Annotated in this window: 20 protein-coding genes; 8 read left to right on the top strand and 12 right to left on the bottom strand. The window is 51.1% G+C overall.

What is annotated here, in order from left to right; all coding sequences use genetic code 11:
- Positions 1-34 precede the first annotated feature (34 nt).
- Positions 35-802, bottom strand: a complete 768-nt coding sequence (locus tag P2W70_RS11835) for an SDR family NAD(P)-dependent oxidoreductase (protein WP_276481670.1) — start codon at positions 800-802, stop codon at positions 35-37.
- Positions 803-1,025: 223 nt separating this feature from the next.
- On the opposite strand from P2W70_RS11835, the gene P2W70_RS11830 reads away from it, so the two are divergent.
- The gene (locus P2W70_RS11830; RefSeq protein ID WP_276481669.1) at positions 1,026-1,613 is read left to right on the top strand and encodes a Crp/Fnr family transcriptional regulator; all 588 of its coding nucleotides are present in this window, start codon (positions 1,026-1,028) and stop codon (positions 1,611-1,613) included.
- On the opposite strand, the gene P2W70_RS11825 is transcribed toward P2W70_RS11830, so the two are convergent.
- Both P2W70_RS11825 and P2W70_RS11820 read right to left on the bottom strand, forming a co-directional pair.
- Positions 1,541-2,005, bottom strand: coding sequence for a DUF4345 family protein (locus P2W70_RS11825; RefSeq protein WP_276481668.1), 465 nt, complete (start codon positions 2,003-2,005; stop codon positions 1,541-1,543). The genes P2W70_RS11830 and P2W70_RS11825 overlap by 73 nt on opposite strands.
- Before the next feature lie 81 nt (positions 2,006-2,086).
- Positions 2,087-3,061: a DUF6528 family protein gene (locus P2W70_RS11820; protein WP_276481667.1), complete on the bottom strand. Its 975-nt coding sequence runs from the start codon at positions 3,059-3,061 to the stop codon at positions 2,087-2,089.
- A 137-nt stretch (positions 3,062-3,198) separates the two neighbouring features.
- Between P2W70_RS11820 and P2W70_RS11815 the strand changes: the two genes are divergently transcribed.
- Positions 3,199-4,602: a hypothetical protein gene (locus P2W70_RS11815; RefSeq protein ID WP_276481666.1), complete on the top strand. Its 1,404-nt coding sequence runs from the start codon at positions 3,199-3,201 to the stop codon at positions 4,600-4,602.
- 17 nt (positions 4,603-4,619) lie between these two features.
- Here the strand turns inward: P2W70_RS11815 and P2W70_RS11810 are convergent, their stop codons facing one another.
- The 3 genes from P2W70_RS11810 to P2W70_RS11800 all read right to left on the bottom strand — a co-directional run bounded on the left by P2W70_RS11810 (position 4,620) and on the right by P2W70_RS11800 (position 7,649).
- Positions 4,620-5,729 (bottom strand): serine hydrolase domain-containing protein, encoded by a 1,110-nt coding sequence (locus P2W70_RS11810; protein WP_276481665.1) that lies wholly within the window; start codon positions 5,727-5,729, stop codon positions 4,620-4,622.
- A 91-nt stretch (positions 5,730-5,820) separates the two neighbouring features.
- A complete protein-coding gene (locus tag P2W70_RS11805) occupies positions 5,821-6,975 on the bottom strand; it encodes a helix-turn-helix domain-containing protein (protein WP_276481664.1) in 1,155 nt (384 codons plus the stop codon).
- 11 nt (positions 6,976-6,986) lie between these two features.
- Positions 6,987-7,649, bottom strand: coding sequence for an HAD family hydrolase (locus tag P2W70_RS11800; protein WP_276481663.1), 663 nt, complete (start codon positions 7,647-7,649; stop codon positions 6,987-6,989).
- Positions 7,650-7,768: 119 nt separating this feature from the next.
- Here P2W70_RS11800 and P2W70_RS11795 point away from each other — a divergent pair, with 119 nt between their 5' ends.
- Positions 7,769-8,224, top strand: coding sequence for a DUF4268 domain-containing protein (locus P2W70_RS11795; RefSeq protein ID WP_276481662.1), 456 nt, complete (start codon positions 7,769-7,771; stop codon positions 8,222-8,224).
- A gap of 59 nt (positions 8,225-8,283) precedes the next feature.
- Here the strand turns inward: P2W70_RS11795 and P2W70_RS11790 are convergent, their stop codons facing one another.
- On the bottom strand, positions 8,284-9,351 hold the full coding sequence (locus tag P2W70_RS11790; RefSeq protein ID WP_276481661.1) for a DUF4932 domain-containing protein: 1,068 nt from the start codon (positions 9,349-9,351) through the stop codon (positions 8,284-8,286).
- Between the two features lie 177 nt (positions 9,352-9,528).
- On the opposite strand from P2W70_RS11790, the gene P2W70_RS11785 reads away from it, so the two are divergent.
- Positions 9,529-10,590, top strand: a complete 1,062-nt coding sequence (locus P2W70_RS11785; RefSeq protein ID WP_276481660.1) for a sensor histidine kinase — start codon at positions 9,529-9,531, stop codon at positions 10,588-10,590.
- Positions 10,587-11,297 carry a LytR/AlgR family response regulator transcription factor gene (locus P2W70_RS11780; protein ID WP_276481659.1) on the top strand — a complete coding sequence of 237 codons (711 nt, stop codon included), beginning with the start codon at positions 10,587-10,589 and terminating at the stop codon, positions 11,295-11,297. The genes P2W70_RS11785 and P2W70_RS11780 overlap by 4 nt, the downstream gene beginning before the upstream one ends.
- 83 nt (positions 11,298-11,380) lie before the next feature.
- On the opposite strand, the gene P2W70_RS11775 is transcribed toward P2W70_RS11780, so the two are convergent.
- Positions 11,381-13,120 carry a hypothetical protein gene (locus tag P2W70_RS11775; RefSeq protein ID WP_276481658.1) on the bottom strand — a complete coding sequence of 580 codons (1,740 nt, stop codon included), beginning with the start codon at positions 13,118-13,120 and terminating at the stop codon, positions 11,381-11,383.
- A gap of 343 nt (positions 13,121-13,463) precedes the next feature.
- On the opposite strand from P2W70_RS11775, the gene P2W70_RS11770 reads away from it, so the two are divergent.
- Positions 13,464-13,967, top strand: coding sequence for a hypothetical protein (locus P2W70_RS11770; RefSeq protein WP_276481657.1), 504 nt, complete (start codon positions 13,464-13,466; stop codon positions 13,965-13,967).
- A gap of 84 nt (positions 13,968-14,051) precedes the next feature.
- On the opposite strand, the gene P2W70_RS11765 is transcribed toward P2W70_RS11770, so the two are convergent.
- The 4 genes from P2W70_RS11765 to P2W70_RS11750 all read right to left on the bottom strand — a co-directional run bounded on the left by P2W70_RS11765 (position 14,052) and on the right by P2W70_RS11750 (position 18,326).
- Positions 14,052-14,966: a helix-turn-helix domain-containing protein gene (locus tag P2W70_RS11765; RefSeq protein WP_276481656.1), complete on the bottom strand. Its 915-nt coding sequence runs from the start codon at positions 14,964-14,966 to the stop codon at positions 14,052-14,054.
- A 17-nt stretch (positions 14,967-14,983) separates the two neighbouring features.
- On the bottom strand, positions 14,984-15,778 hold the full coding sequence (locus P2W70_RS11760; RefSeq protein ID WP_276481655.1) for an SDR family oxidoreductase: 795 nt from the start codon (positions 15,776-15,778) through the stop codon (positions 14,984-14,986).
- Positions 15,779-16,094: 316 nt separating this feature from the next.
- Positions 16,095-16,823, bottom strand: coding sequence for a response regulator transcription factor (locus P2W70_RS11755; protein WP_276481654.1), 729 nt, complete (start codon positions 16,821-16,823; stop codon positions 16,095-16,097).
- A gap of 15 nt (positions 16,824-16,838) precedes the next feature.
- Entirely contained in the window at positions 16,839-18,326 is a 1,488-nt protein-coding gene (locus P2W70_RS11750; RefSeq protein WP_276481653.1) for a sensor histidine kinase, read from the bottom strand.
- Positions 18,327-18,584: 258 nt separating this feature from the next.
- Here P2W70_RS11750 and P2W70_RS11745 point away from each other — a divergent pair, with 258 nt between their 5' ends.
- Positions 18,585-21,668, top strand: coding sequence for a SusC/RagA family TonB-linked outer membrane protein (locus tag P2W70_RS11745; protein WP_276481652.1), 3,084 nt, complete (start codon positions 18,585-18,587; stop codon positions 21,666-21,668).
- Between the two features lie 18 nt (positions 21,669-21,686).
- Complete coding sequence (locus P2W70_RS11740; protein ID WP_276481651.1) at positions 21,687-23,435, top strand: RagB/SusD family nutrient uptake outer membrane protein; 1,749 nt, start codon at positions 21,687-21,689, stop codon at positions 23,433-23,435.
- Positions 23,436-23,462: the final 27 nt, after the last annotated feature.

Raw genomic sequence — 23,462 nt, 5'->3', positions numbered from 1 at the left:
CATTTCCCAGGCAACAAGGCTGCCCGCTATCCCATCAGATCATGATGCCGCCACCCACTTCGATGCGCTGCGCATTGACATAGCGGCTGTCGTCTGACAACAAGGAAGCAACAAACAAACCAATATCATCCGCCACACCCAGCCGACCAAGTGCAATACCGGCAGCTATCTGTTGCTTATGCGCTTCATCACCTTTGCCGCCGCCAAACTCCGTATCGATGGCTCCCGGCGCTACGGTATTCACCCGGATCTTACGATCTGCATATTCCTTCGCAAAATAACGCGTCAATCCCTCCGTGGCCGCCTTCAGGGCACCATACACCGCTACGCCCGGAAAAGCAAAACGCGCCAGGCCCGAGGAGATGTTGATGACCTGCCCGCCATCGACGAGGTAAGGCATCAGCTTTTGCGTCAGGAAAAATACGCCTTTGAAATTGACATTGACCAGTTGATCGAATTGTTCTTCTGTGAGGTCTTTGATCAGGGTTCTTTGGGCAATGCCTGCATTGTTAATGAGATAGTCTAACCGGTCGCGACCCCAGAAGGTTTTGAGCGCCTCCACCACCTCACCGATAAACCCATCCAGGCTCGCGATATTGCCGGCCTCCAGTTGTAACGCCACTGCTTTTCCACCCTTGCCATTGATCTCATCGGCAACGGCTTTACCCTGTTCGGGCTGACTGTTGTACGTAAGGATGACCCCGAGACCACGTTGGGCGGCGTTGAGGGCAATGCTTTTTCCGATCCCGCGGCTACCACCGGTGACCAGTACGATCTTCGATTGTTCGTTTGTTGCTGACATGGTATCTTGTTTTTGATACCACAAAGTTCTGCCAACCCAAACGGCCATACTTACACTTTTAACGGCAACACTTATACATTTTCCAGTTTAACCCGACGCGCCCGAACGATCTGATAACCATGCAGCTACTCCAGGGCTCTTGTTTCCTGCTGAAACGATGACCACGATCTTGTCCCCATTGTTTATCTTTAGACAGCCTACACGACTCATAAATTATACGAACATGAAAGCCTTTGCCAAACAGTTATTGCTCCAGCACCAGGTATTCAACGCCGCCGCGATCGATGCGCTGCTGGACCACACCACGGTGGAGACTTTTGACAAAGGCGCCGTAGTGATACAGGAAGGACGTGTTTGTCACAAATGTTATTTTGTGCTGAAGGGCTGCCTGCGGCAATACCGCAATGTGGAAGGCATAGAAAAAACCTGTGGCTTCTACCAGGAAACAGACCAGGTGGTCATGTACTCCAGTTACTTCTCGGGCCTGTCGGCAGACACCAGCATACAATGTATGGAAGATTGCATCCTGCTAAGTGGCACCAAGGCACAAGAGGCTGCCATGTACGAAGCTCATCCCGCTACCGACAACCTCGTCTTCCGACTTTTATCGGATGACTACCGCAAAGCCGAGGAATACATCAACCTGCTCAATGCCTATAATCCCGAGCAACGCTACCAGGCCCTGCTGCAATCAAAACCAGCTATCCTCAACCGCGTACCACTGGTGCATATCGCCTCCTATATCGGCGTAACGCCCGAGTCGCTCAGCAGGATCAGGAAAAGGATCGTCGACAATGCCGGTAAAGTATAAGCTGGTTTGCGCAAACCCTGATAAAGCAGCAGTGCCAGACCACCAATGACCAGCTCACCAATCGCTACTCCCACCAGCACGGGGTGCGGTATACCATCTACCAGCATACCATACACCCGCGCAATGCCATAACCAAGGCCGATCAATACCGTCAGGATCAACGATACACCACGTAGCGAAGTGCTGAAAGCACCCATTATGATCAGGATCCCTCCACCCAGCAATACCCCACCGGCACCGCGCATTTCACTGAGCAACGATACATTCCCCCCGAGATCAACGCCGGAGGAAGCTTCAAACGCCACCGGAAAGAAAAGCTGACCAATACCCACGATGATGGAGATGATCCCCGCAATCACCAATAAAGATTTCACAACCATTAATTGACGCATAGCTTGTAATTTTCCTCAAAACTACTGGCTGCTACACGCAGGCTCCTTGACTTTAGGTAAGAAATAGAACGGGTCAGCCAACTACTGACATATCCGGAGCGGGTTGTTGGCGGGATAACTGAAGTCATTCTCTATAAACCAACGCGCTTTGTATATCTTAAGTCCGGCCTGTTTGAAAACGATCTTCCCGTCGGTGGAGCGAACCTCATTGGTCCACCAGCTGCCAGGCGTACCGTCTGGCACCACCACTACGACGGGCGCGTTTTTGGGACCTGTGCTGACGCTTTTCACATCATGCCAGGGGATAGAGATGGCTGTCAGCGCCTTTTTGCGCAGGTCATATTGGTAGGTAGCTTGGGTATTCGTTAGCCACAGGGCTTGTTTACCCCCAACAGGAAACAGGTCATGCGCGCCCTTCTGCGGTAATGGGATAGAATCCAGGGGAATCAATTCGGGTTGACGGCAATCACCATTGTAGCGGAAAGTCTGCAATTTGTCCTGCGCAGCCGACCACAACAACTGCCGCTTGTTGTCCCAAACGACGTTGTGACCAAATTCGAGGTATCGTTGTTGGCTGTACACCTTTTCGGGAAACTGTAGCGTATCGGTTCTGAATACGGTCATCAGGTTACCCGTGCTGGAGGCCGTTACGATATTCCCGTCGGGCAACAGTTCGGAGGAATGTGGATTGCCGCCTGCATACGCATAGAACATGACCTTCTTATCGGCGATACGGATCAACGCTACGCCCCCACCCGATGCATTCATGAGGATCGCTGTACCCCCATACACCACTTTGGCATCCGAGGGAAATCTAAACCAACCCACATGCGCAGGCTTGATAGCAGGCGATTGATCGGGCAACCACTCCCAAACAATACGTTGGGCAGCCAGGTCAAGTATCGCCACCCGGTTCACCGACTGTTCGGACAATACCAGGCATTGCCGGCAGTTCTTAAAGCCGGGAACGAAAGCTGACTGTGCCAGCGCTGTGTAGGCCACTGCGCCACAAACGAAACATAAAACGATGGAAAGAAGCCTGCGAATAAAAGACATATGTATCAGATTTGTCAAAGGCGTAAACAATGTGCCGCCAAATTTAATGATTGTATCATTTGGCCTCGATTAATTGGTATTATACTTGTTTGATGTCTTTCGGTAATGGGATGTCACAAGCGTAAAAACTTACCGCTATGAAAAAGAATATATTACTCTGGTTATTGACTGTAGTAATGCTGGCTACCAGCACAGCCTATGGCCAAACCAGCAAGCTGGAAGGCCTGTACGCAGGCGCACAGATCTACAATACGCCGTACAACGGCATGCAAATAGACAACATCGTCCTCTACTTCCGCAACAACGGCAGCTTTACTACCCAACTAAACGCCCCGGCCTGGAAAACCCATGTCAGCGGCCAGTACACCATCAAAAATGGATTGGTGCAACTAAACTTTACCGATGGGTCCGAAAGTCAAACCTACAAGCTATCGGCAAACGGTAAGCTACAAACCACCAGCGGCGTAGCCTCCACCCTGCACCAAATGATACTGGTAACCAACCTGCCGGCGGCTGGATATGAAAGTCGCGGCGCGGCTACCAGTGGAGGCGCCGGAACCGGCATGCCACAGGTGGGTACCTTCTCCTCCGACTTCCTGTATTTCGATGGCAAGGGACGCTTCACCCTCGACCATGAAGGCATCTTGGGCATTGGCGGTGATGCAGCGGGTGGCACCATCGGCGGTAAATCCACCAGCAAAGACGCCTTGCAGGGCACTTACACGCTGGGAGATGGTGAAATAACCCTTCGGTTCAACAATGGCAAGACGGCGAAACAAAGCTTCTTTTACAGCCCGCCTACCGAACAGAACATGATCGTACTGGGTGGTGCATTCTATTTCCGGGAAGATGGGCAGGCCAAAGCTGGCACACGGCAGGAGCAGACAGCGACCGGCACCGATACCAAAACCAACAGCCCATCGACTAACAAAACCCTCACGGCGGCCTCGCTGGTAGCGCAACTGCGCCAACGCTATGGCGGCGCCAATCTCGACAAAGTGAACACCAGCCGGGAAACCGCAACGATCACGGGCGGATTCCAGGTAGTTGCCCAGGCCGATATCGTCAACAGAAAATTACGCATGGAAGTAAGACAACAAAACAAACTGCTACTCGTCAAACAGCTCATAGGCGACGACGGCTGGCAGTGGTCCAACGGTAGCCTGCAGCCTTTATCGACAGCAGAAAAAGATGAGTTGATGCTGAGCTTTCATCAGGGCGTGATGGGGCTGCATCAATCACTGAACACCGCGTTGTTGACAGGAACCGTGTCGACCGTGAAAGGAGACCAGGCGATCACCTGCACCATAAAAGGCTATCAGATCGTGTACCTGATCGGCACAGACCTCACCTTGAAAGCCAGCGCCTATACGGTGGGCAGCACACCTACCTTCAACGTGTACCGGCAATACGCACAAAAAGACGGTGTCAGTTACCCGACCATCACCGAGTCGTCGAGTGGTGATCAAAAGCTGACGACCACCACCACCGCCATCGAGTTCAATCCTGTACTGACGGAGGTGCATTGGCAAAAGCCCTGAGTAAGCAGCAAGCACCATCAGGGGATATATTCCTTCATAACGTCATAAACATGCATCAGGTGCTTTCGCCCGCCATGGGGGCGCTGCCGCATCATAAACAAGCCGGCGCTCATCAGCGAGTTGCCGGTAAAGTTCCGTTGCGCGATCGCCAGTCCGCGGCTGGTATCGATCAGCAGGAACTGTCCACCATAACCATCGGCCCAGATCGTGTTGTTGTCTTTGTCCAACCACCACAGGTATCCGTAGCCATCGAATGGCCACATACTTTCATGAAGTTCCGTCGTGTATGCCCGGGTACTTTCGCGTATCCAATCGGCCCCTACAACCTGACGCCCCTGCCAGCGCCCCAACTGGGCCACCAGGGCACCGATACGGGCCAGGTCGCGGGCGCTCAGGTACATCCAGTATACCCGATAATCCGATCGATCGTCACGCACCGGCCAGGGATTTCCATACACCACATTCGTGGGAGCAAAGTCCTGCATGCCTAAGGGCTTCGCCAGGTACTTTTCCATAAACGCACCGATCGACAGACCACTTTTCTTTTCCAGGATCGCCCCCAGTACATTAAAGTCGAAGTTGTTGTAAAAGAAAAAGGCGCCTGGTTCATATTGCCCGCGCCGGGGCCGGTTGGCTTTGGCAAAATCGGTCTCCGCTTCCGCCGGCAGGTACACGCCCGAGCGGGCCATCAGCAAGTCACGGATGGTAGCTGTTTTTTCCTGCGCGGTCAGCGGCGTACGGCTTTCGTCGATCCCCAGGTCGCCCAGCGTTTCCGTCAGATGTAGCAATCCTTTTTCCTGCGCGATGCCCATCAGCAGGCTCATAATGCTTTTCCTCGCCGAGTGGCAGTTGATGAGTTGACGAGCATCACCCACCTCAAAAATGACTTGCTCCCGCCACAGGGCCACCACCTGTTGGCCCGCAGCATAGTGCTGGGCGGGGTCGTTCAGGTATTGATGCAGGGAGTCTTGTACGGCCGAGGGCAGGAGCTGGCTGGTCGCCAGCGCACGCCCATAAATACTATTTGCAGCACGCACCCGGGGCAGCGAAGTATAGATACCGGTGACGATAACTACCAGTAATAAAGACAGCAACAAGCGTCGAAGCAGTCTGCGGAAGTTGATCATGGGCTATATTTTGCAACAAATCAACCACTTCACATCCCCATTTCCCACTCAAAACGGGTTTTGAGTGCTAATAAAAAGCATTCATAAACTGTTATGGCTCTTTTGTGCGCAATGCGCTGTAGGATTTGGGCGATTGCCCGGTAAACTGGCGGAAGATGCGGTAGAAACTGGCTTCGGAGTTAAAGCCACAGTCGAAGGCAATGCCGGTCATATTGAGGTGCGCAAAGGCGGGATCGTTGAGACGTTGTTTGACTTCCTCCACCCGGTACCCATTTACCCAGTTCCTGAAGTTTTGTCCCAAACCACTATTGATGACCTGCGATACCTGGGTCGCCGGTGCCCCCACCAGTGAGGCCAGGGTGGCAAGATTCAATTCGGGATCGAGGTAAGGCTTTTGCTCCTGCATCAGTTGCAGCAATCGTTCCTGCAATTTATTATCCTGTTCGGATACCTGAATGGCCGGCAGCACCTGTACAACCTCTGCAGAAGGAACGTTTGTTACCACCTGTTCGGAGCCTGGCGAGGCCCACCCTGCTTCGCGATAAGAAAGATAATAAATCAGCAAAATGAGGTACACATAAAATACAACGAGGTAGTAAAAGCTACCCTGCCAATAAAGGATATTCGCGGCAAGTGAAGAGACAGTCAGCAAGATAACCAGGATTGCGGTCACCAGGAGTAGGTTACGCAGCCAGGTCAATTCCTGGTATCGGGTGGCCGACTCATGGGCAAATAACCATTGCCGGTATCGCCGTACTTTGATCCAGGACAAGGTCCAATACAGCAGCGCTGTAATAAGCGTCACCACATCTTCCCACCATTTCACTTCATTATAGCCCATGCTGGCAGCCATTACGTCTTTGGCAGCAAGGTCACCAACACCCAAGGTCACACCGTACACCACCAGCGCATGTACCATAAATATGGTTGGGATGGCAACATGCGGCCACCATTTCTTTGACAGCTTAAAATCCTTATTGACCAGGGAACCTGTATAGGCGTAGAAAAGGGGCGCCACCAGGGTATCGATCGCCAGCGGGAAATACCGCAGACCAGGAGCTTGCCACCCGCCAGCAGTATGCAGGAGAATTTTGACCGCCAGTAGGCCCAGCACCACCAATAGTACGCGCAATAGTTGCAGGCTGGTATCTTTTAGCGGCCGCCGGCCAAGAAACCAGCAGGCTGCTATCGCCTGAACGACACCGGCCGCAATCAATCCATTGAATATACCGGGGTATTGGCTCAAATAGGAGTAGATTAAGTCGTGGGTTGGCCGTATAGCTGCTGGTAACTATCAATCACCAGGTCGGCTTCATATAATTGCGCCGCAGTATGGGTAGTGGTGATCGCCACACAATGCATGCCCGCCTGTTTAGCGGCGCGCACGCCATTGGCAGCATCTTCAAAAGCAATACAGTTTTCAGGAGCGATGCCCAGGCGCTGGGAAGCGGTGAGGAAAATTTCGGGAGCAGGTTTGCCGTTGATCACCTCGTCGCCGGTGACGGTCACATCAAAATAGCCAAGCAAGCCCGCCCGCTCCATCACCAGGGTCATTTTGGGCCTTCTGGAACTGGTGGCCAGGCCGAGTTTTACCCCTTGGCGACTCACTTTTTCTACCAGTTCTTTGGCGCCTTCTATCATTTTAAAACCGTGGGTATCGATCACCTCGTTGAAGTAACGCATCTTGTCCGACAGGGCGGTATCAAGCGCAGCGCCTTCCAGCCCCAGCCCCTCTTTCACCACATCGTGGCTTCTTCTGCCCAGCAAGGGGAAGTATTGCTCGAAGGTCAGGTCAACCTGGTGCTCGGCAAACACACGCTTCCAGGCCAGGTAATCCGCTTCTGTGCTGTCGATCAGCGTACCGTCCATATCAAATATAACTGCCTGTGCGTCTGCTATTCTTTGTAATACCTCGTTCATGGGGCCTGGGAACATATTAGTAAAAGTATCAAAGATAAGCGCTGGCGGCAAAAATTCCCCCTGTTATTATGTCCAATGGACGGAAGCCGCTTTTGATCGTATCTTGCGCCTTTTACACCATGGCCTACACACGCGAAGAAGCTTCCAAAATAACACAGTCTTTCTGGACCTCTTTTGGCCGGTACATGCAGCCAGTGACGTCTGTGGATGGACTACCTGTCAACTGGATCAACTACAAGACCGGCATCAACGGCATCAGCTTTAAGATGGATGCCGATCGTGACCAGGCCATGATCATGATCCAGCTGTCGCACAGCAACACGGAGCTGCGTCATGCCCACTACGAGCAGTTGGTGCAGCTGAAAGCGATGCTGGAAGAAGCGCTGGGTGAAGATGACTGGCTTTGGAAGGCCGACCGGGAATTGAACGGCAGGATCGTTAGTACGGTGAGCAAATCGTTGGAAGGTGTGAATATTTTGCGACAAACCGACTGGCCCACCATCATCTCTTTCCTGAAGCCGCGCATCATTGCGCTGGATGCATTATGGAGCACCGTAAAGCATTCTTTCGAATAGCTGGTAATAAACGAAGGGGACCACCGCTCGGCGATCCCCTGATACATTTGATGACCTGATTAGTTTACCCTGGCAGGATGCGCCTTTTTCAGAAAGGCCAGTATCTCCGGAAAGAAGGCCGCAAAGTCCTTGTATTTACCGCTGTTGACATAGTTTTTGGTAATGAAAGGTTCCAGCTCTTCCACGTAGATAAAATCACTCAGCAACTCTTTGGCCATTTGTTTTTTATAGGACCGCTCATCGCGGTATTTGCGGTAGAGGGCTGCCGTCACTGAACGAACAATATTTTCATCGAGACAATAAGCCCAGTTGGATATATTGTTGCGCCGCATGCCTTCATCGTTTTTATTGAACAGGTAGCTAAGCGCCTCGATCTGCTGATCGTATTGCTTCAACAGGTCGTTGATGTAAATATGACTGCCTTCATGAAACACCAGGTTGTCGAAGTTGGTGAACTCGAAATAGGGATCCTTCAGCGAATCTGCATTGCGGACAAAATAGCCGGTATTGTACACCACCCAATCGGCGTAATCCGGATTGAGGGTCTTGGTCGTAATGGCATGTGAGCCCCAGTTATTCAGTGGGTCGATACAGATCCACCAACGCACGTCGGAATCGTATTTATAGAACCCCTGGAGCATCTGTACCAGGCCGGCCGAATCTACTTTATGTTTCAGGTCATCGCCCCATTGCTGGTACCTGGCCTGATGTTGCTGGAAGAAATCCCAAAACCGGGTATCATTGAAAAAATCACGGGCAAGCCGGATGTACTCCAGTACGTTTTCCTTGCCGTAGTGTTTGTACCAATTGAGGTCTGCCGCCGGTTCGTAGATCTTGATGGCAGGAAAGCCGGTCATACACCAACCCAGCTCCACCAGGTCGGTATAGGTTTTCTCGAAGGAGCCTACCTTCCTGACGGCCGGATGATCTTTATACCGGCCAAAATAAGCCATGGCCTCTTTGGCATAGGCAGAAGGATTGGGGTCCGGGTATTTTTCAGCGAGTATCTGGATCACGGTAAAAAGCTCCACACCGGGATGCACCTCCACTTTCAATTTCTTTTCTACCTGGGCAGTAGCCTGCAAACTCACCAGGAGCAGCAGGAACAGGGTCGTTTTTTGTATCATGGCGTTGTTTTACACCAAAGATGATGGTGAATGCAGCACGGATCAGTGAGCGATTGCTGAACCGGTCGAATCGATTGACCAATTGGCCGGCGACCATTTTGTCCCTGCAAATCGCCCATTCGTCAATTTGCCCATAGGGAGGCCGCCATTCCGGGTATTCGGCAATATATTTACGGCATGAAGCGAAAACATATCGTATGGCTGCACGTAGCCATCTGGCTGCTGCTGGTGCTCAGCGATATCATTCAGGACTACATCAACAACGACACCCGTTCGTTCGCCGGACACGCCAAGGACATGATCCTGCTGGGCCGTTATGCCCTCATCACCATCGGTTATGAATCCATCGCCGCTTTGTGTTTTTATGGTAGTTACCTGGTAGTGGCCAGGACCTTTTTTAATCGCAAGCAATACTTCCTGGCTATCCTGTATGCAGCGTTGCTGCTGGTGGTGATGATCGGGTGGCGTTTTACACTCGAATATGGTATCTTCAAACCATTCCTGGGCTTCGACAACTATTTCGGCCGGCCTATGCAAGTATGGGACTTTTCCACGAATATTTTCTGGTTCTATTTCCCGAAATACTTTGTGTACGGGATACTGTACTTCTTAGCCGAAACCTATATCCGTAACCGGCAACGACAGGCAGCCCTGCAGCGCGAAAAGCTCACCACCGAACTGGCTTTTCTCCGCTCACAGATCAATCCGCATTTCCTCTTCAATACCCTCAACGATATTTATGCGCTGACGTACCAGAAATCGGACCAGGCGCCCGAAGCCGTGTTGAAACTATCGGAATTATTACGCTATATGTTGCGGGAAGGCGCCGGCGATTTCGTGCTCCTGCATCGGGAGATCGATTATTTGCACAACCTGATCGAGCTGCAACGCATCGGCGCCAAGGGAAATGCCTTCATCGACTTCACCACCCATGGCCCCGTGGGCGATCAGCGGGTAGCTTCGCTGATCTTCGTGTCGTTTGTAGAAAATGCCTTTAAACACGGTGTATTGAATGACCCCGCGCATCCGGTACGCATCCAGTTGGATACCAGGCAAAACAGGATCAGTTTTTGGGTCAGCAACAAACCCCACAAAAGCCAGAAAGATGTTACACCGGGCATTGGACTCGCCAATGTACGGCGCCGGCTGGAGCTGCTGTATCCCGACAGGCACGAGCTGCTCATCCAGGATACCAACGATACCTATTCCGTTCACCTGACCCTATCCCCTACAGCATGATATTGCGTTGCCTCATCATAGACGACAAACCACTGGCCGTAGACATCCTAACCGACTACGTACAAAAAACATCCTTTCTCGAGCTGGCAGCGGCTACCACCAACCCGATCGAAGGACTGGATATACTGCGCGAGCAATCCATCGATCTCGTGTTCCTCGATATTCAGATGCCAGAGTTGAGTGGGCTGCAACTGATGAAGATCATTGGCAAGCAGCGCTTGTTCATTCTCACCACGGCCTATCCCGACTACGCACTGGAAGGATACGAGCACGATGTGGTCGACTACCTGCTCAAACCCATTTCCTTCGACCGGTTTTACCGCTCGGCAGAGAAAGCCCTCAAACTGGCACAGCTCACTGCACTCTCCTCCTCGCCTGCCACGCCGGTGCCTGACCCACTGGACTACCTGTTTGTCAAAACCGAACACCGCATCCAACGGATTCTCCTCAGCGAATTGCTGTACGCAGAAAGTTTACAGAACTATGTATCACTGTATACCACAAGCGGCAGGATCATGACGCTGCAAACCCTCAACGCCATCGAAGAACAACTGCCCCGCACCAGCTTTTGCCGGGTTCACCGGTCGTATATTGTCGGCTTACGACATATTAGCTCCGTAGAAAAAAGCCGTATCGCAATCGGCGACACCATCATCCCCATCGGCGACAAATACCGGGACAGCTTTTTCCAGGCGATTAAAGCCTGATGCGCGGGATAGCGCGTGAACTATCCGAATAACAAAGGGCCAGCCAACGGCCAGCCCTTATCTATTATCAGGAATTTCCCTGGTTATTTAGAGGTGATCTTACCTACAGCCAGTTTGGTTTTTCCAAACAAGCGGTCTGTTTTGCCCACCACATACATATCCTGACCGATCACAGCGCTGTGACGCGGCATGGAGGTAGGCACATCAGCATTGGAGAAGAATAGCTTACGCTGGAATTTTCCGCCCACTTCATCCAGCGAGACAATGAAGCAATCTGATTTGCGGTAGGTAGCGATCCCTTTCACACTTTGTCCCGGCTGTGTTACACCGGCATTTTTGGTGTGATCATTAAATACCAGGTGAATCTGGTTTTTAGTTTGAATAGCGCCAAATCCTGCATAAAAAGGACGTGCGCCGGAAGCAAAGAAACTGCTGAACGAGACGCCAAATCCCGCGCCCGTAGAGCCACCGCTGCTCCGGATTACTTCCCGTTGCGCCTTCGGCACTATCTGCAGCCAGCCGATATTGTTATTGGCATCGATCTTACACATCAGTATTTCGCCACATTCGTACACATAATTGTAGTACGTAGTCCACCGGCCTGGCGATCCATTCGTGCCAGCTGTATAGGATTGAGAAATATACTCGTAGTGATGGTATTTCTCTGCCAGCAATACAAGTCCGTTATCTGCCGTATAGAAGATGTTGCGAAACAACATAAACTTGGAAAAACCCTCGCCTTCATCCTTGATCTTCGCCAGAGACTCTCTTTCCTTTCTTTCTGCCTTACTTTCCTTGTCCTTGTCATCATCGTCGTCCTTTTCCGCCTCACCACTGTCTGTCGCGATCATCGAATAGTTGATATCTTTCTCTGCCGTGCTGAGCACTTTTCCGGTAGATGCGTCGATGCGTTGTACCAACAAGCCATTGGTAGCTCCTTTCTTTTCCTTGCTGTAAAAGCTGGCCAGGATCAGGTCCTTACCCTTGCCGAGCATCAGCTTGGTAGAGTTGAGCCATTTACCATTGACGTTGGTGTTAATCTCATTCAATTGTTTGCCACGGTCATCGTAGATGCGGATGTTGTAGTTGGCAAAATCCAGGAATTTCTCCTTTTTCTTTTTGCCCTCCTGGTATTCGAATACCCGGCCAACTAAAACGATCTTCCTGTCGGTCGTGTACAACACATCTTCCAATTGGTAGGTCTTTGCCTCAAACTCGTTAGAGATGGTTGCCGGTTTTGTGATTGCCTTCAGGCTCTTGTCATACTCCTGTACCTGGTAAGTATTTTTTTCCTTTCCCGTGATGCTGCTGATCATGACAATCTTTGTTGTATCTGAATTGGGGATCAGCTTAAATTCGATCGCGTTCTTCTTCTCTTCTTTCTGAAAACTGGTCAGTGGTTTGAAGGATTCGCGCAACTCCCCTGTCCCCTTGTCGATCTCCGCCGCAAACACCTCCATGGTTTGTTCGCTTTTATGATATTCGGAGGCGATGATCAACAACTTATCACGAAAAGAAAAGAAGGTTTCAAATTCTTTTCCCCGTAACTCTTTATTGAAGTCATTCCGATACAACTCCTGTAGTTTGCTGTCCAGCTTGACCAGGGATGCAGAACCGCGGTACGACGCACCGATCAGAAAATACGATTTCATGACTACGTGGTCTTCCTGCAGATAAACACCACTGGCGTCTGTATGCACCACCGCAATGTTGTTACTGCCCTTCTTGAGTTTGAATTCTTCGCCCCAGGTGATGGATTGCTTTTGGGCGTAAGCGCTACCCGCCATGGCCGTGGCGGCCAGGATTAAAAAATACCTTAACATGTTCGTTTAGTCGGTTTTTGGGTTAAAGGGTCAATAAATGGTACTGGCGCTTTTTTCTATAGTCTTAAGGCCGGCAAAGATAACTGTTTCAGTATCGGATAAACGCTCCCTTCGGCCACAGCACGAACGGCAGAAATGGGTGGTGTATTGTAGCAGATGTAACATTTTACGCCCCCTTTTCAACCCATCCTGGATGCCAGGAACAACCAGCTACGGGTTTACCGGTAGTAAAACCTCATGGTATCGGGCAAGGGAGAGACAGTGGTAAAAAGCCTTGTTTCCCGGTATTGGTGCGCGCAACGCACCCGGCTACTTTTGCTGTTATTAAACCATTTTTCAAGCCATGAAAATGCAAACAATGACAGTTACCCGATTACTTCGTCACCTATGCCTGCTCCTGATCGCCGGACTGCTCAGCACCGGCTGCAAAAAAGACAAAGACAATGCAGAACCACCCGCCAACACCCGCGTACCGATGAAGTTCACCCTGAAGGTGACCGGTGCCGATGCCAATGACGTACTCAATTTCCAGATTGCCGGAGGCAATAACGATGCGAGTCAATATGGAACTGTAGTATGGAAAGTCAATGGCACCGCACAGGGCAATGAAAGTGTATTGTCATTCAAAACGCAGGATTTTATCGGCGGTACCAAAACCATCGTGGTTGAGTCCGTGAAGGGCTTCGACTTCGGCTCCCTGAACATCTATTGCGCCAATGGAGACGCCAATACACTTACCGTCAGCTACAAGGCGGAGGTAGACGGCAATGTGGAAACCAATGGAGAAAATATTGCCATCGTCAACGGCACTACCCACATCAAGAATTTTACCTACCGGAAGCGATAATAGCCATCAGAAACAAAAGCTTTCGTTCACGAAAGGGTGTTTACGCAAAGAGGTTATCGCTGGATAACCTCTTTCTTGATGTCTTTAATTGAATGATTGCCGGAATTCGCCCGGCGATTGGTGGGTTTTCAGCTTGAACAATTTACTGAAGGATTGCGGATGCTCGAACCCGAGTTCAAAAGCGATCTCACTGACTGACAAGCTCGTGGTAGAAAGTTTCTCCTTCGCCTTTTCAATCAGCTTCTCATGAATATGCTGCTGGGCACTTTGGCCCGTCAGCGAGCGCAACATATCGCTCAGGTACCGCGGAGAAAGATGCAGTTGCGCTGCCAGGTAGTCGACGGTCGGCAATCCTTTGTGCAGGGCACGGGCATCGTTAAAATAGTCCTGCAGCAATTGCTCCATATTGGTCAGCAGGTCATGGCTCACCGCTTTACGGGTAATGAACTGCCGCTTGTAAAACCGGTTGCTGTAGTTGAGCAATACTTCCACATAAGACAACAATACATCCTGGCTGAAATCATCGATCGGACTGTCCAGTTCCCGCTCGATCAGTTTCAACACTTCCAGGATCGTCGTGCGCTCTTTGTCTGACAAATGCAGCGCCTCGTTGGATTCGTAAGAGAAGAAACCATATTTACCAATCGATTTACCCAGGGCATGGTTGCGTAAGATATCGGGATGTATCAGCAAGGTGGCGCCGAAAAACTCCGCATCGGGATCGATGGCAATCACCTGGTGCGGCGCCGTAAATACCATGCCTCCCTCTTCGTAGTCATAATACCCTTGACCATACCCCATCCTGCCTTTCAGGATCTTCTTATAGGAGATCTTATAAAAGCCCAGTACGAATGACTCCGGCAATTGATCCACCGCCACGGCAATCTTTGTATTATCGACCAGGCTGATCAGTGGATGCTGGGGGCCGGAAAGGCCCAGCTGCCGGTGCAGCTCGGCGATCGAATCGATCTTGTGGGGAATGGATGGATGTTTTTTCATCGTGCGTCCTTTACCAGTTACAAACCTAGTACATTTTTACCCATCTCTTTCCGGAAGGCCTCGTTACCCAGCTCAAGCCGACGGGCGTACAGGGCTTTGGCATCTTCGCCGGCCACATACCGCACCTGGTCTTTGCCATCGGTAGCGGCTTCCCACACCACCTCCGCAATATGCTGGGCCGAAGAAAGCTTTTCGACATCAAACAGGTCCCATACTTTTTTCATCGCTGCATCGTACAACGGATGCGCAGCGGCATCGATCGACCGACCGCCAAAATCGGTCGCAATACCACCGGGTGCCACTGTTTTCACCCCGATATTGAACTGACCCAGCTCGAAGGAGAGACTTTCGCTCCAGCCTTCCAGCGCAAATTTGGTAGCATGGTAGATAGATCCAAACGGGAAGGCAAACAAACCGCCCATAGAGGTAGTGGTGATGAAAAGCCCTTTTCTCTTTTCCCGGAAATAGGGAATAAAGGCCCGCGTTACGCGCATAACGCCCAACAGATTGGTATTCAGCTGCCGGATGATCTGCTCGTCCTGGATCGCTTCCATGGGTCCCATGAGGCCATAGCCGGCATTGTTGAAGACCACATCCACGCCAAGTGTTATGGCCTGCTGTACGGTACTGTTGACCTGTTCGGGATCGGTCACATCGAGGGGCAACAGGGTCACATTGTCGAGGGTGGACAATTCCTTTTCCTGCTCGGGGCGCCGCATGGTGGCAATCACTTTCCAACCTTTTTGTTGAAATAAGAGGGCGGTGGCTTTTCCCAGTCCGGCCGAAGCGCCGGTAATAAAGATCGTGTTCATTTGTTATCTCATTTTGTTACCACAAATGTCAGCCGCCCTCCGCAGGCCCGCGAAGCCATATTGCCGCATCTTGTAGCCAAAACGACGACGTAGCCATTTTAACAATTTGTAACCTGGGTTACACCCACTTGTAACAAGTGTTACAGGAATTCCCTGTGGCGTGTCGCACATTTGTGGGGTACTATTTCAAACAAATAAATACCACCTATTATGAGTCTGCTATTAAACGACACCGCTCCCAATCATCCGTGCTCATCCTGCCCCCACCAGCAGATCAGTGATGAGCTGGGTAACAACCGGGTCGTGATCAGCAGGATCAATGCCCGGCAACTTCAAGGTTATAATTACCGTCTGCCACCTCAAATACAAATCCCACACCGTACACGTTGGCGATTTGTACACTATTGGAATGGCTCAGGTATTTGCGCAGCCGGAAGATAAATACATCGAGACTACGACCGAGGAAATAGTCGTTCTCACTCCATAAACGGGTCAATATATCCTGACGCTTCACTACCTGGTTTACATGTTGAAAGAAATAGTCCAATAACTCGGCCTCACGGGCTGTGAGGGTGATGGTATGCTCCCGGATAACGAGCTTCAAAGCATCTTTGTAAAACTTAACATCTCCCCGCTCCATCACCGATCGCTGTGGCACCACCGTCAGGGCAGGTTGCCCCCGCTTGATATTGTTCCTAATGCGCAATACCAGTTCATCGATATCGAAGGGTTTCACGATATAGTCTACGGCACCCAATTGCAATCCGTGCAGTTTATCGGCCCGTTCATTGCGCGCCGTCAGGAATATGAAAGGAACCTGGCTGTTGAGCTGGCTGATTTTGGCAGCTAACTCAAAACCATCCATGAAGGGCATCGATACGTCGAGCAGTACAATATCGTAGGCGGCCGGCTGGGCCGTAAACCGGTCGAGTGCTGTTTTGCTATCGAGGTGCCAGTCCACGTCAAACTGCAGTATCTCAAAATACTTTGCCACCGCATTGCCCAGATCGGCCTCATCTTCTACAAATAATATTCTCGATTTCATAGCAGTATTATAGCGTTACATGGCCGACATCGGCTGGCTGCCAGCAGCAGGCATGACCGGCTCTGCCACCCGTGATAATTGAGCTGGTATGATCACCGTAAAACGCGTCCCCTCGCCGGGCACACTGTCTACCTGGATCTTCCAGTTGTGGGCAGAAACGGCTTGATGTACATAAAACAACCCCAACCCAAGCCCTTTTACATCGCCGGTTTGATGTCGCTTGTGCCGGTAAAACTTTTCAAAAATGTGCTGCAGCTCTTCTTTAGAGATGCCAATGCCATTGTCACTCACCACCAGGTAAATATTCCGACGATCGCTGCTCGTTGACACCGTGATCTCCTTAACCGGTTTATCATTATACTTCACGGCATTGTCAAGTATATTCAATAACAAGGTCGTAAACCAGAACTGATCCAGTTGAACCTGGTCGTACTTAGCGTCTTTATGAAAGTGGAGTAACAGGTTATTGGCAGCATATTTAAGCCGGTATGCCAGCAGGATCTCGTCGGTCACCTGGTGTATCGAATACCGTTCTTTTTGAAGTTTGAGCTGGTTGGTGGTGGTAATATCCAATACCCGTTTGATCAGGTGCTGCAGGCGTTCCGCCTGCCGGCCCACCACCTGGGCCATCGACCGGATGCTTTCCCGGTCCGTACTGATCTCATCTTTCAACAATACTTTATTGGCGACAATAATCGCTGAAATGGGCGTATGAAACTCATGGGTAATACCATTGATGAAATCCGTCTTCATCTCTGACAGCTTCTTCTGCCGGATCCAATTGCGGTAGGTAATGTAAAACGTAACCACCATCACCAGAATGGAAAACAGGGAAAGCGCCAGCGGCAGCAGCATTTGTTTGAAAATGGCCATACTCCTGTTCGGCACATCCACGTTCAAAGTGAAAAATACCCGGCAATTGTACTGGTAAGGTGAACTGACCATCAAGGTCACAATCTTGTTCTGATTGTTGACCTGTGTCAGGCCACCACCGATAACAGCCCCGAATGGCTTTAGTACCGTATCACTGATCAACGGATTCGGTTCCTTGTTGTCGAACAAGCTGACATACTCATTTTTCTCAAAAGCGATGGCCATAGACTGTATCGACAATACGTACTGCAGATCGTCACGCAAATGCTCCTTTTTGCTGATACGCGCCAGCACGGTATCGAAATTATTGGCTTGCCGCAAGGCCCCGAAAAATCCATCGCACAGGCGTTGACGCAGAGAATCGAACCCAGGCCGGTTGGTGTGGTAAAGGTGTTCCAGTTGCATCCGGTAATCCCACACATAGCGGTCCATGATCTTACTCGCCCCCGGAAATACGATATCGTTGCTCAGGTACTCCATATATGATCGGTGTACCTGGTCTCTTTCGCTCAGAATATACTTTTCACCTTTCAGCTCGTAGGTATTGTACATGAGAAAGACCTGCACGGCAGACAGGATGAGAAAACCAATGATCGCAGTTGTTTTATGTGCAGCAATGGTGTACTGCATAGGGCTTGGTTAGTTTGGGGCTAAAGATAGAACAGAATCCCATACAACAACCGACACAGGCCATTCCAGGGCAGTTTTCCCCTTTGTAATTTTTCATTAACAATTCGTTGTATTTCGTTAAGTATTCGTTGAATTCTGTTAACAGGCCCTGCCACCAACGCATAATACCTTAGGTGCCGCAAAAGCCAAATGGCTTTCGCGAATCCAGCCTATATAAAACCACAGTACATTTTTCACAATCAACCAAACAACAAGCTTATGGAGAAAAGAAGGTGCAGGCACCTGCTTACTTGTGCAGGCTTTCTGCTACTGCTATTGCTAGCCGCGCGACAGGGATTGTTCGCACAGGCCACCGGCAAAACGATCAACAAGGTTACCGTCAACGGCACCATTAAAGACCAGTTGGAAGCCCCCATGCCGGGCGTTACCGTACTGAACAAAACCAGCGGACTCAGTACCACCTCCAACAACCAGGGCTACTATACGATCACCGCCACCCAGGGCGATTCCCTGCAATTTTCCTTTACCGGCTACAACGTATTCACCACCGTATTCCGCGACCAACTGGTCATTGCTGTCACGCTGGAACCACAAAGCGGCAGCATGCAGGATGTAGTGGTCGTAGGGTATGGCAAGCAAAAAAAGATCAGCACGATCGGCGCCCAATCCAGCATCAAGGCGGAAGACCTCAAGATCCCTGCTGCGAATATTTCCAATGCCCTGGCCGGCCGCGTTGCCGGTATCATCGGCGTTCAACGCAGTGGCGAACCCGGCTATGATGGCTCTCAAATCTATATCCGGGGCATTTCAACTTTCACCAACAGTGGTCCACTCGTACTCGTCGATGGCGTCGAACGTTCCTTTGGCAATATTGACCCGGAAGACATCGCCAACTTCACCATCCTGAAAGATGCGTCCGCTACGGCAGTGTACGGTGTACGGGGGGCCAATGGCGTCATCCTGATCGAAACCAAGAAAGGGAAAGCCGGCAAACCCCGGGTGAACCTGCAACTCAACCAGGGTATCACCCAATTCACCAAAGCACCTGAATTCGCCGATGGGGTTACCTACCTCCAAATGGCGAATGAGGCCTATAAGAACACAAACCCCAACGCTACCCGCCCGCTTTATTCTGACGAGCGGCTGGCAGCTACGGCCGATGGCAGTGATCCCGACCTCTACCCCAACGTGAACTGGATGAAGGAAATGTTTAAAGACTATGGCGACAACCGGAGGGTGAATGTCAATGCCAACGGAGGATCCGAAAGAGCCACTTATTACCTCTCCGTAGGCTATTACGATGAGCAGGGTCTGTTCAAAACAGACCAATTGGCACAATACAATTCGGCCATCCGTTTTACGCGCTACAATTTCACCAGCAACCTGACCCTGAAACTCTTTCGCGATACCCGCGTTGACTTCGGCGCTTCGGGTTGGATCTCTGAAGGCAACTACCCCGGTACCAGCACCGGCGATATCTGGAACGCAGCTTATATCATGCCGCCCACAGTTATTCCATTGCGCTACTCCAATGGTCAGTTCTCGCAGGCCCGTGGAGAAGTACGTAACCCATACGATCTGCTGACCCAGACGGGCTATGTAAATGGTGTCAATAGCCAGCTTTGGTCCAATGTGCGGGTTACGCAAGACCTCAGCCCCCTATTGAAAGGATTGAGTGTGTATGGTATGTTCTCCTTCGACAACAACAACTCGCATACCATTTCCAGGACCAAAACGGTGGATACCTGGTTTGCCAATAGCCGTGGCGCCGATGGCAAACTCGTATTTGAACAAACACGTGTAGGATCAAACTACCTGGGGTATTCACGCACCAATGGTGGCAGCCGCCAGTTCTATGCTGAAGCAGCCATCAATTACAACGCCAGCTTCAATAATGGCCTGCACGACGTAACCGGCATGTTCCTGTACAACCAAAGCGACCGTACCGATGCGTTCGCCGGTGATTTTATCAATGCTATCCCCTACCGCTACCAGGGTATTGCCGCCCGTGCCACCTACTCGTACGACAACCGCTACCTGGCAGAAGTGAACCTGGGATACAACGGATCAGAAACTTTTAATGCAGGCAAGCGTTTTGGCTTATTTCCCTCCTATGGCGCGGGCTGGGTGGTATCGAATGAAAAGTTCTTTGAACCATTGGCCAATGTGGTCAGCTTCCTGAAGTTCCGGGGATCGTATGGCATGGTCGGCAATAGCAATATCGGAGGACGCCGCTTTGCCTATATCTCCACCGTTGCCACCACGACCGGATACCAGTTTGGCAGAAATACTTCCAACAACTACGGCGGTCTCGACATTGGCGACTACGCGGTAGACGTGACCTGGGAACGTGCTAAAAAGGCCAATATCGGCATGGAGTTGCGCACGCTCAACAATGACCTGTCATTAACCGTCGACGTATTCTCCGAAAACCGGGAAGGTATTTTCCGGCAGCGGGGCGACCTGCCCAACTATGCCGGTATTCAACGGGCTCCTTATGGCAACCTCGGCGCTATCCGCAACAAAGGCATCGACGGCACCATCACCTACAACAGGAAACTGTCGCATAACCTTACGATGGAGTTCCGGGGCAATATGGTCTGGAACCGGGCCATGGTATTGCAAGATGCCAATGCACTCTGGCCGTATCCCTGGCAGCAGGTGATCGGGCGTAAATACGGTCAACGTTTCGGTCTTACGGCACTTGGATTATTCGAGTCCAAAGGGGAGATTGCCAACAGCCCTGTACAAACTGGCAACATACAACCCGGCGATATCAAATACAAGGACCTTAACGGCGATGGCAAGATCGACAACTACGACAATGGACCCATCGGTTATGGCTCCATTCCGGAAATCGTTTATGGATTTGGTCCCTCCTTTACCTGGAAGAACTGGTCGATTGGGGCCTGGTTCAAAGGTATCAGCAATGTCGATATCTCCCTCAACGGAGAAGGTCTGCAACCCTTCCAGCAAGAGGGTATTCGTGGCAATCTCTTCAGCAATATCACCGATCGCTGGATGCCCGATGGCTCCAACCCTGATCCCTGGTACCCACGCCTCACCTACCCATCTACCTCCAACTCCAACTACGCCAACAGTACCTGGTGGTTGAAGAACGGCGCGTTCCTGCGTATTCAAAACGTGGAGATGAGCTATACCTTCCGCAAACAGGGTTGGCTGGACAAACTCGGCATCAGTCACCTGCGCTTGTATGCCGTAGGCTACAACGTAGCAACGTTCAGCCAGTTCAAATTGTGGGATGTGGAATTGGGAGACGGAAAAGGGGCACAATACCCCCTGATGAAAACATACAGTTTCGGCATCGACTGCCGCTTTTAAATCAACCAGCCGATTATTATGAAGAAGCATACGATCATTTGTACGATAGGCCTGATCGCCGCCATCGCTCTGCTGCCGGGCTGCAAAAAATTCCTGGACCAGGTTCCCAACGACCGGCAAACCATCGAAGAGGTCTTTCAAAAAAAGAAACCAACAGAAGAATACCTGGCCAATGTATACAATTTTGTCCGCGACGAAAGTGATCAGTGGAATGGAACGCCCTGGACAGGCAATGTGGATGAAGTCAATGTGGCCTGGGCCAAATGGACCATCTACCAGCTTAACGTTGGTAACTGGACGCCCGGCAACTCCCATTTCTATTTCTGGCAATCCTATTACAACGGTATCCGCTCAGCCACTTATTTCATGAGCCACATCGATGGCAATAAGGAAATACTGAACCTGGATGGCCAGGCCCTCATCGACCAATACAAAGCCGAAGCCCGCTTCCTGCGCGCCTGGTTCTATTTCATGATCCTGCGTCAATATGGTCCTGCCGTGCTGATCGGCGAAAAGGAGCTGGCGCCCGATGCCACGGCTGCCGACCTTCAGCTGCCACGCAACTCCTATGACGAATGTGTAGACTATATCGTGGCTGAGCTGGACAAGGCTGCAGCAGTATTACCAGTAGTCCCTGCTACAGATCGTGACTATGGCAGGGCCACCAAAGGTGCCGCCCTGGCTGTCAAAGCCCGCCTGCTGCTCTATGCTGCCAGTCCCGCATTCAATGGCAATACCGAATTCGCAGGCTTTGTCAACATCGATGGCAAACCCTTTATCAACCAGCAATACAACAAAGAAAAATGGAAACGTGCCGCCGATGCGGCCAAGGCGGTCATCGATCTGAATACCTATGCTTTGTACGAGGATGCGGCGGGCAACCCCGTCGCCTCCTACCGGGGTATCCACCTGCAACCCTGGAACAATGAAACCATCTTTGCCCGTAAGAGCAATGGATTGTGGAACTGGGACTATAACTGCTCCCTACGCTCTGCCGGTGGTTGGAATGGCATATCACCCGTACAGGAAATGGTAGATGCGTATTTTATGAAAGACGGTCGCTCTATCCAGGAATCACCCTTGTATGCCGAAACGGGTTTTACAAAAAATGTGTTCAACATGTATGTGAACCGTGAGCCCCGCTTCTATGCATCGGTATTGTACAATGGCGCGCGGTACAAAGGTGGCTCCATCACGGGCGACTCCATCACCGTTGACATGACCTACTCTGGAAGGGATGGCAAAAAGAATGGCGGAGAAGACTACTCACACACCGGTTACCTCGTATTGAAAGGCGTATCACCGGTCACCAACCGGATCGCCAACATCAGCTTCGAACGTCCGTTCATCCTGATACGGCTCGGCGAAATGTACCTGAACTACGCAGAAGCGGTGGCGGAATATGGCAACAACGACGCCGAAGCCATCAAGTACCTCAACCTGATCCGTAAGCGGGCTGGTATTCCTCAATATGGCAGTGCCGACCTGCCCATTGTAAACGGCCAGGAACTGGTACAGAAGATCCGCGCCGAACGCCGTATCGAACTCGCGTATGAAAGCCACCGCTGGTTCGATGTGCGCCGCTGGAAGATCGTAAAGTCAGCCATGGGTGACCTGCATGGCATGGATGTCAACAAAGATGGTAATGACTTTTACAAGCGCGTAGTAGCCGACAACCATATCTGGAAAGACGCCTACTACTTCTTCCCACTCGCCCAATATGAAATGGACCGTGGCCTGAAGCTGGTACAAAACCCCGGCTGGTAACCTTTATTGACAACTTTTATCAAAACA

This window comes from Paraflavitalea pollutisoli (genome assembly GCF_029360705.1).
GTDB lineage: Bacteria > Bacteroidota > Bacteroidia > Chitinophagales > Chitinophagaceae > Paraflavitalea > Paraflavitalea pollutisoli.
This window is presented reverse-complemented; position numbering and strand designations above follow the sequence as displayed.

What these genes read in the sequence shown, in the direction of transcription:
- P2W70_RS11835 (WP_276481670.1), bottom strand. Translation starts at nt 802, where the DNA reads ATGTCAGCAACAAACGAACAATCGAAGATCGTACTGGTCACCGGTGGT.
- P2W70_RS11830 (WP_276481669.1), top strand. Translation starts at nt 1,026, where the DNA reads ATGAAAGCCTTTGCCAAACAGTTATTGCTCCAGCACCAGGTATTCAAC.
- P2W70_RS11825 (WP_276481668.1), bottom strand. Translation starts at nt 2,005, where the DNA reads ATGCGTCAATTAATGGTTGTGAAATCTTTATTGGTGATTGCGGGGATC.
- P2W70_RS11820 (WP_276481667.1), bottom strand. Translation starts at nt 3,061, where the DNA reads ATGTCTTTTATTCGCAGGCTTCTTTCCATCGTTTTATGTTTCGTTTGT.
- P2W70_RS11815 (WP_276481666.1), top strand. Translation starts at nt 3,199, where the DNA reads ATGAAAAAGAATATATTACTCTGGTTATTGACTGTAGTAATGCTGGCT.
- P2W70_RS11810 (WP_276481665.1), bottom strand. Translation starts at nt 5,729, where the DNA reads ATGATCAACTTCCGCAGACTGCTTCGACGCTTGTTGCTGTCTTTATTA.
- P2W70_RS11800 (WP_276481663.1), bottom strand. Translation starts at nt 7,649, where the DNA reads ATGAACGAGGTATTACAAAGAATAGCAGACGCACAGGCAGTTATATTT.
- P2W70_RS11795 (WP_276481662.1), top strand. Translation starts at nt 7,769, where the DNA reads ATGGCCTACACACGCGAAGAAGCTTCCAAAATAACACAGTCTTTCTGG.
- P2W70_RS11790 (WP_276481661.1), bottom strand. Translation starts at nt 9,351, where the DNA reads ATGATACAAAAAACGACCCTGTTCCTGCTGCTCCTGGTGAGTTTGCAG.
- P2W70_RS11785 (WP_276481660.1), top strand. Translation starts at nt 9,529, where the DNA reads ATGAAGCGAAAACATATCGTATGGCTGCACGTAGCCATCTGGCTGCTG.
- P2W70_RS11780 (WP_276481659.1), top strand. Translation starts at nt 10,587, where the DNA reads ATGATATTGCGTTGCCTCATCATAGACGACAAACCACTGGCCGTAGAC.
- P2W70_RS11775 (WP_276481658.1), bottom strand. Translation starts at nt 13,120, where the DNA reads ATGTTAAGGTATTTTTTAATCCTGGCCGCCACGGCCATGGCGGGTAGC.
- P2W70_RS11770 (WP_276481657.1), top strand. Translation starts at nt 13,464, where the DNA reads ATGAAAATGCAAACAATGACAGTTACCCGATTACTTCGTCACCTATGC.
- P2W70_RS11765 (WP_276481656.1), bottom strand. Translation starts at nt 14,966, where the DNA reads ATGAAAAAACATCCATCCATTCCCCACAAGATCGATTCGATCGCCGAG.
- P2W70_RS11760 (WP_276481655.1), bottom strand. Translation starts at nt 15,778, where the DNA reads ATGAACACGATCTTTATTACCGGCGCTTCGGCCGGACTGGGAAAAGCC.
- P2W70_RS11755 (WP_276481654.1), bottom strand. Translation starts at nt 16,823, where the DNA reads ATGAAATCGAGAATATTATTTGTAGAAGATGAGGCCGATCTGGGCAAT.
- P2W70_RS11750 (WP_276481653.1), bottom strand. Translation starts at nt 18,326, where the DNA reads ATGCAGTACACCATTGCTGCACATAAAACAACTGCGATCATTGGTTTT.
- P2W70_RS11745 (WP_276481652.1), top strand. Translation starts at nt 18,585, where the DNA reads ATGGAGAAAAGAAGGTGCAGGCACCTGCTTACTTGTGCAGGCTTTCTG.
- P2W70_RS11740 (WP_276481651.1), top strand. Translation starts at nt 21,687, where the DNA reads ATGAAGAAGCATACGATCATTTGTACGATAGGCCTGATCGCCGCCATC.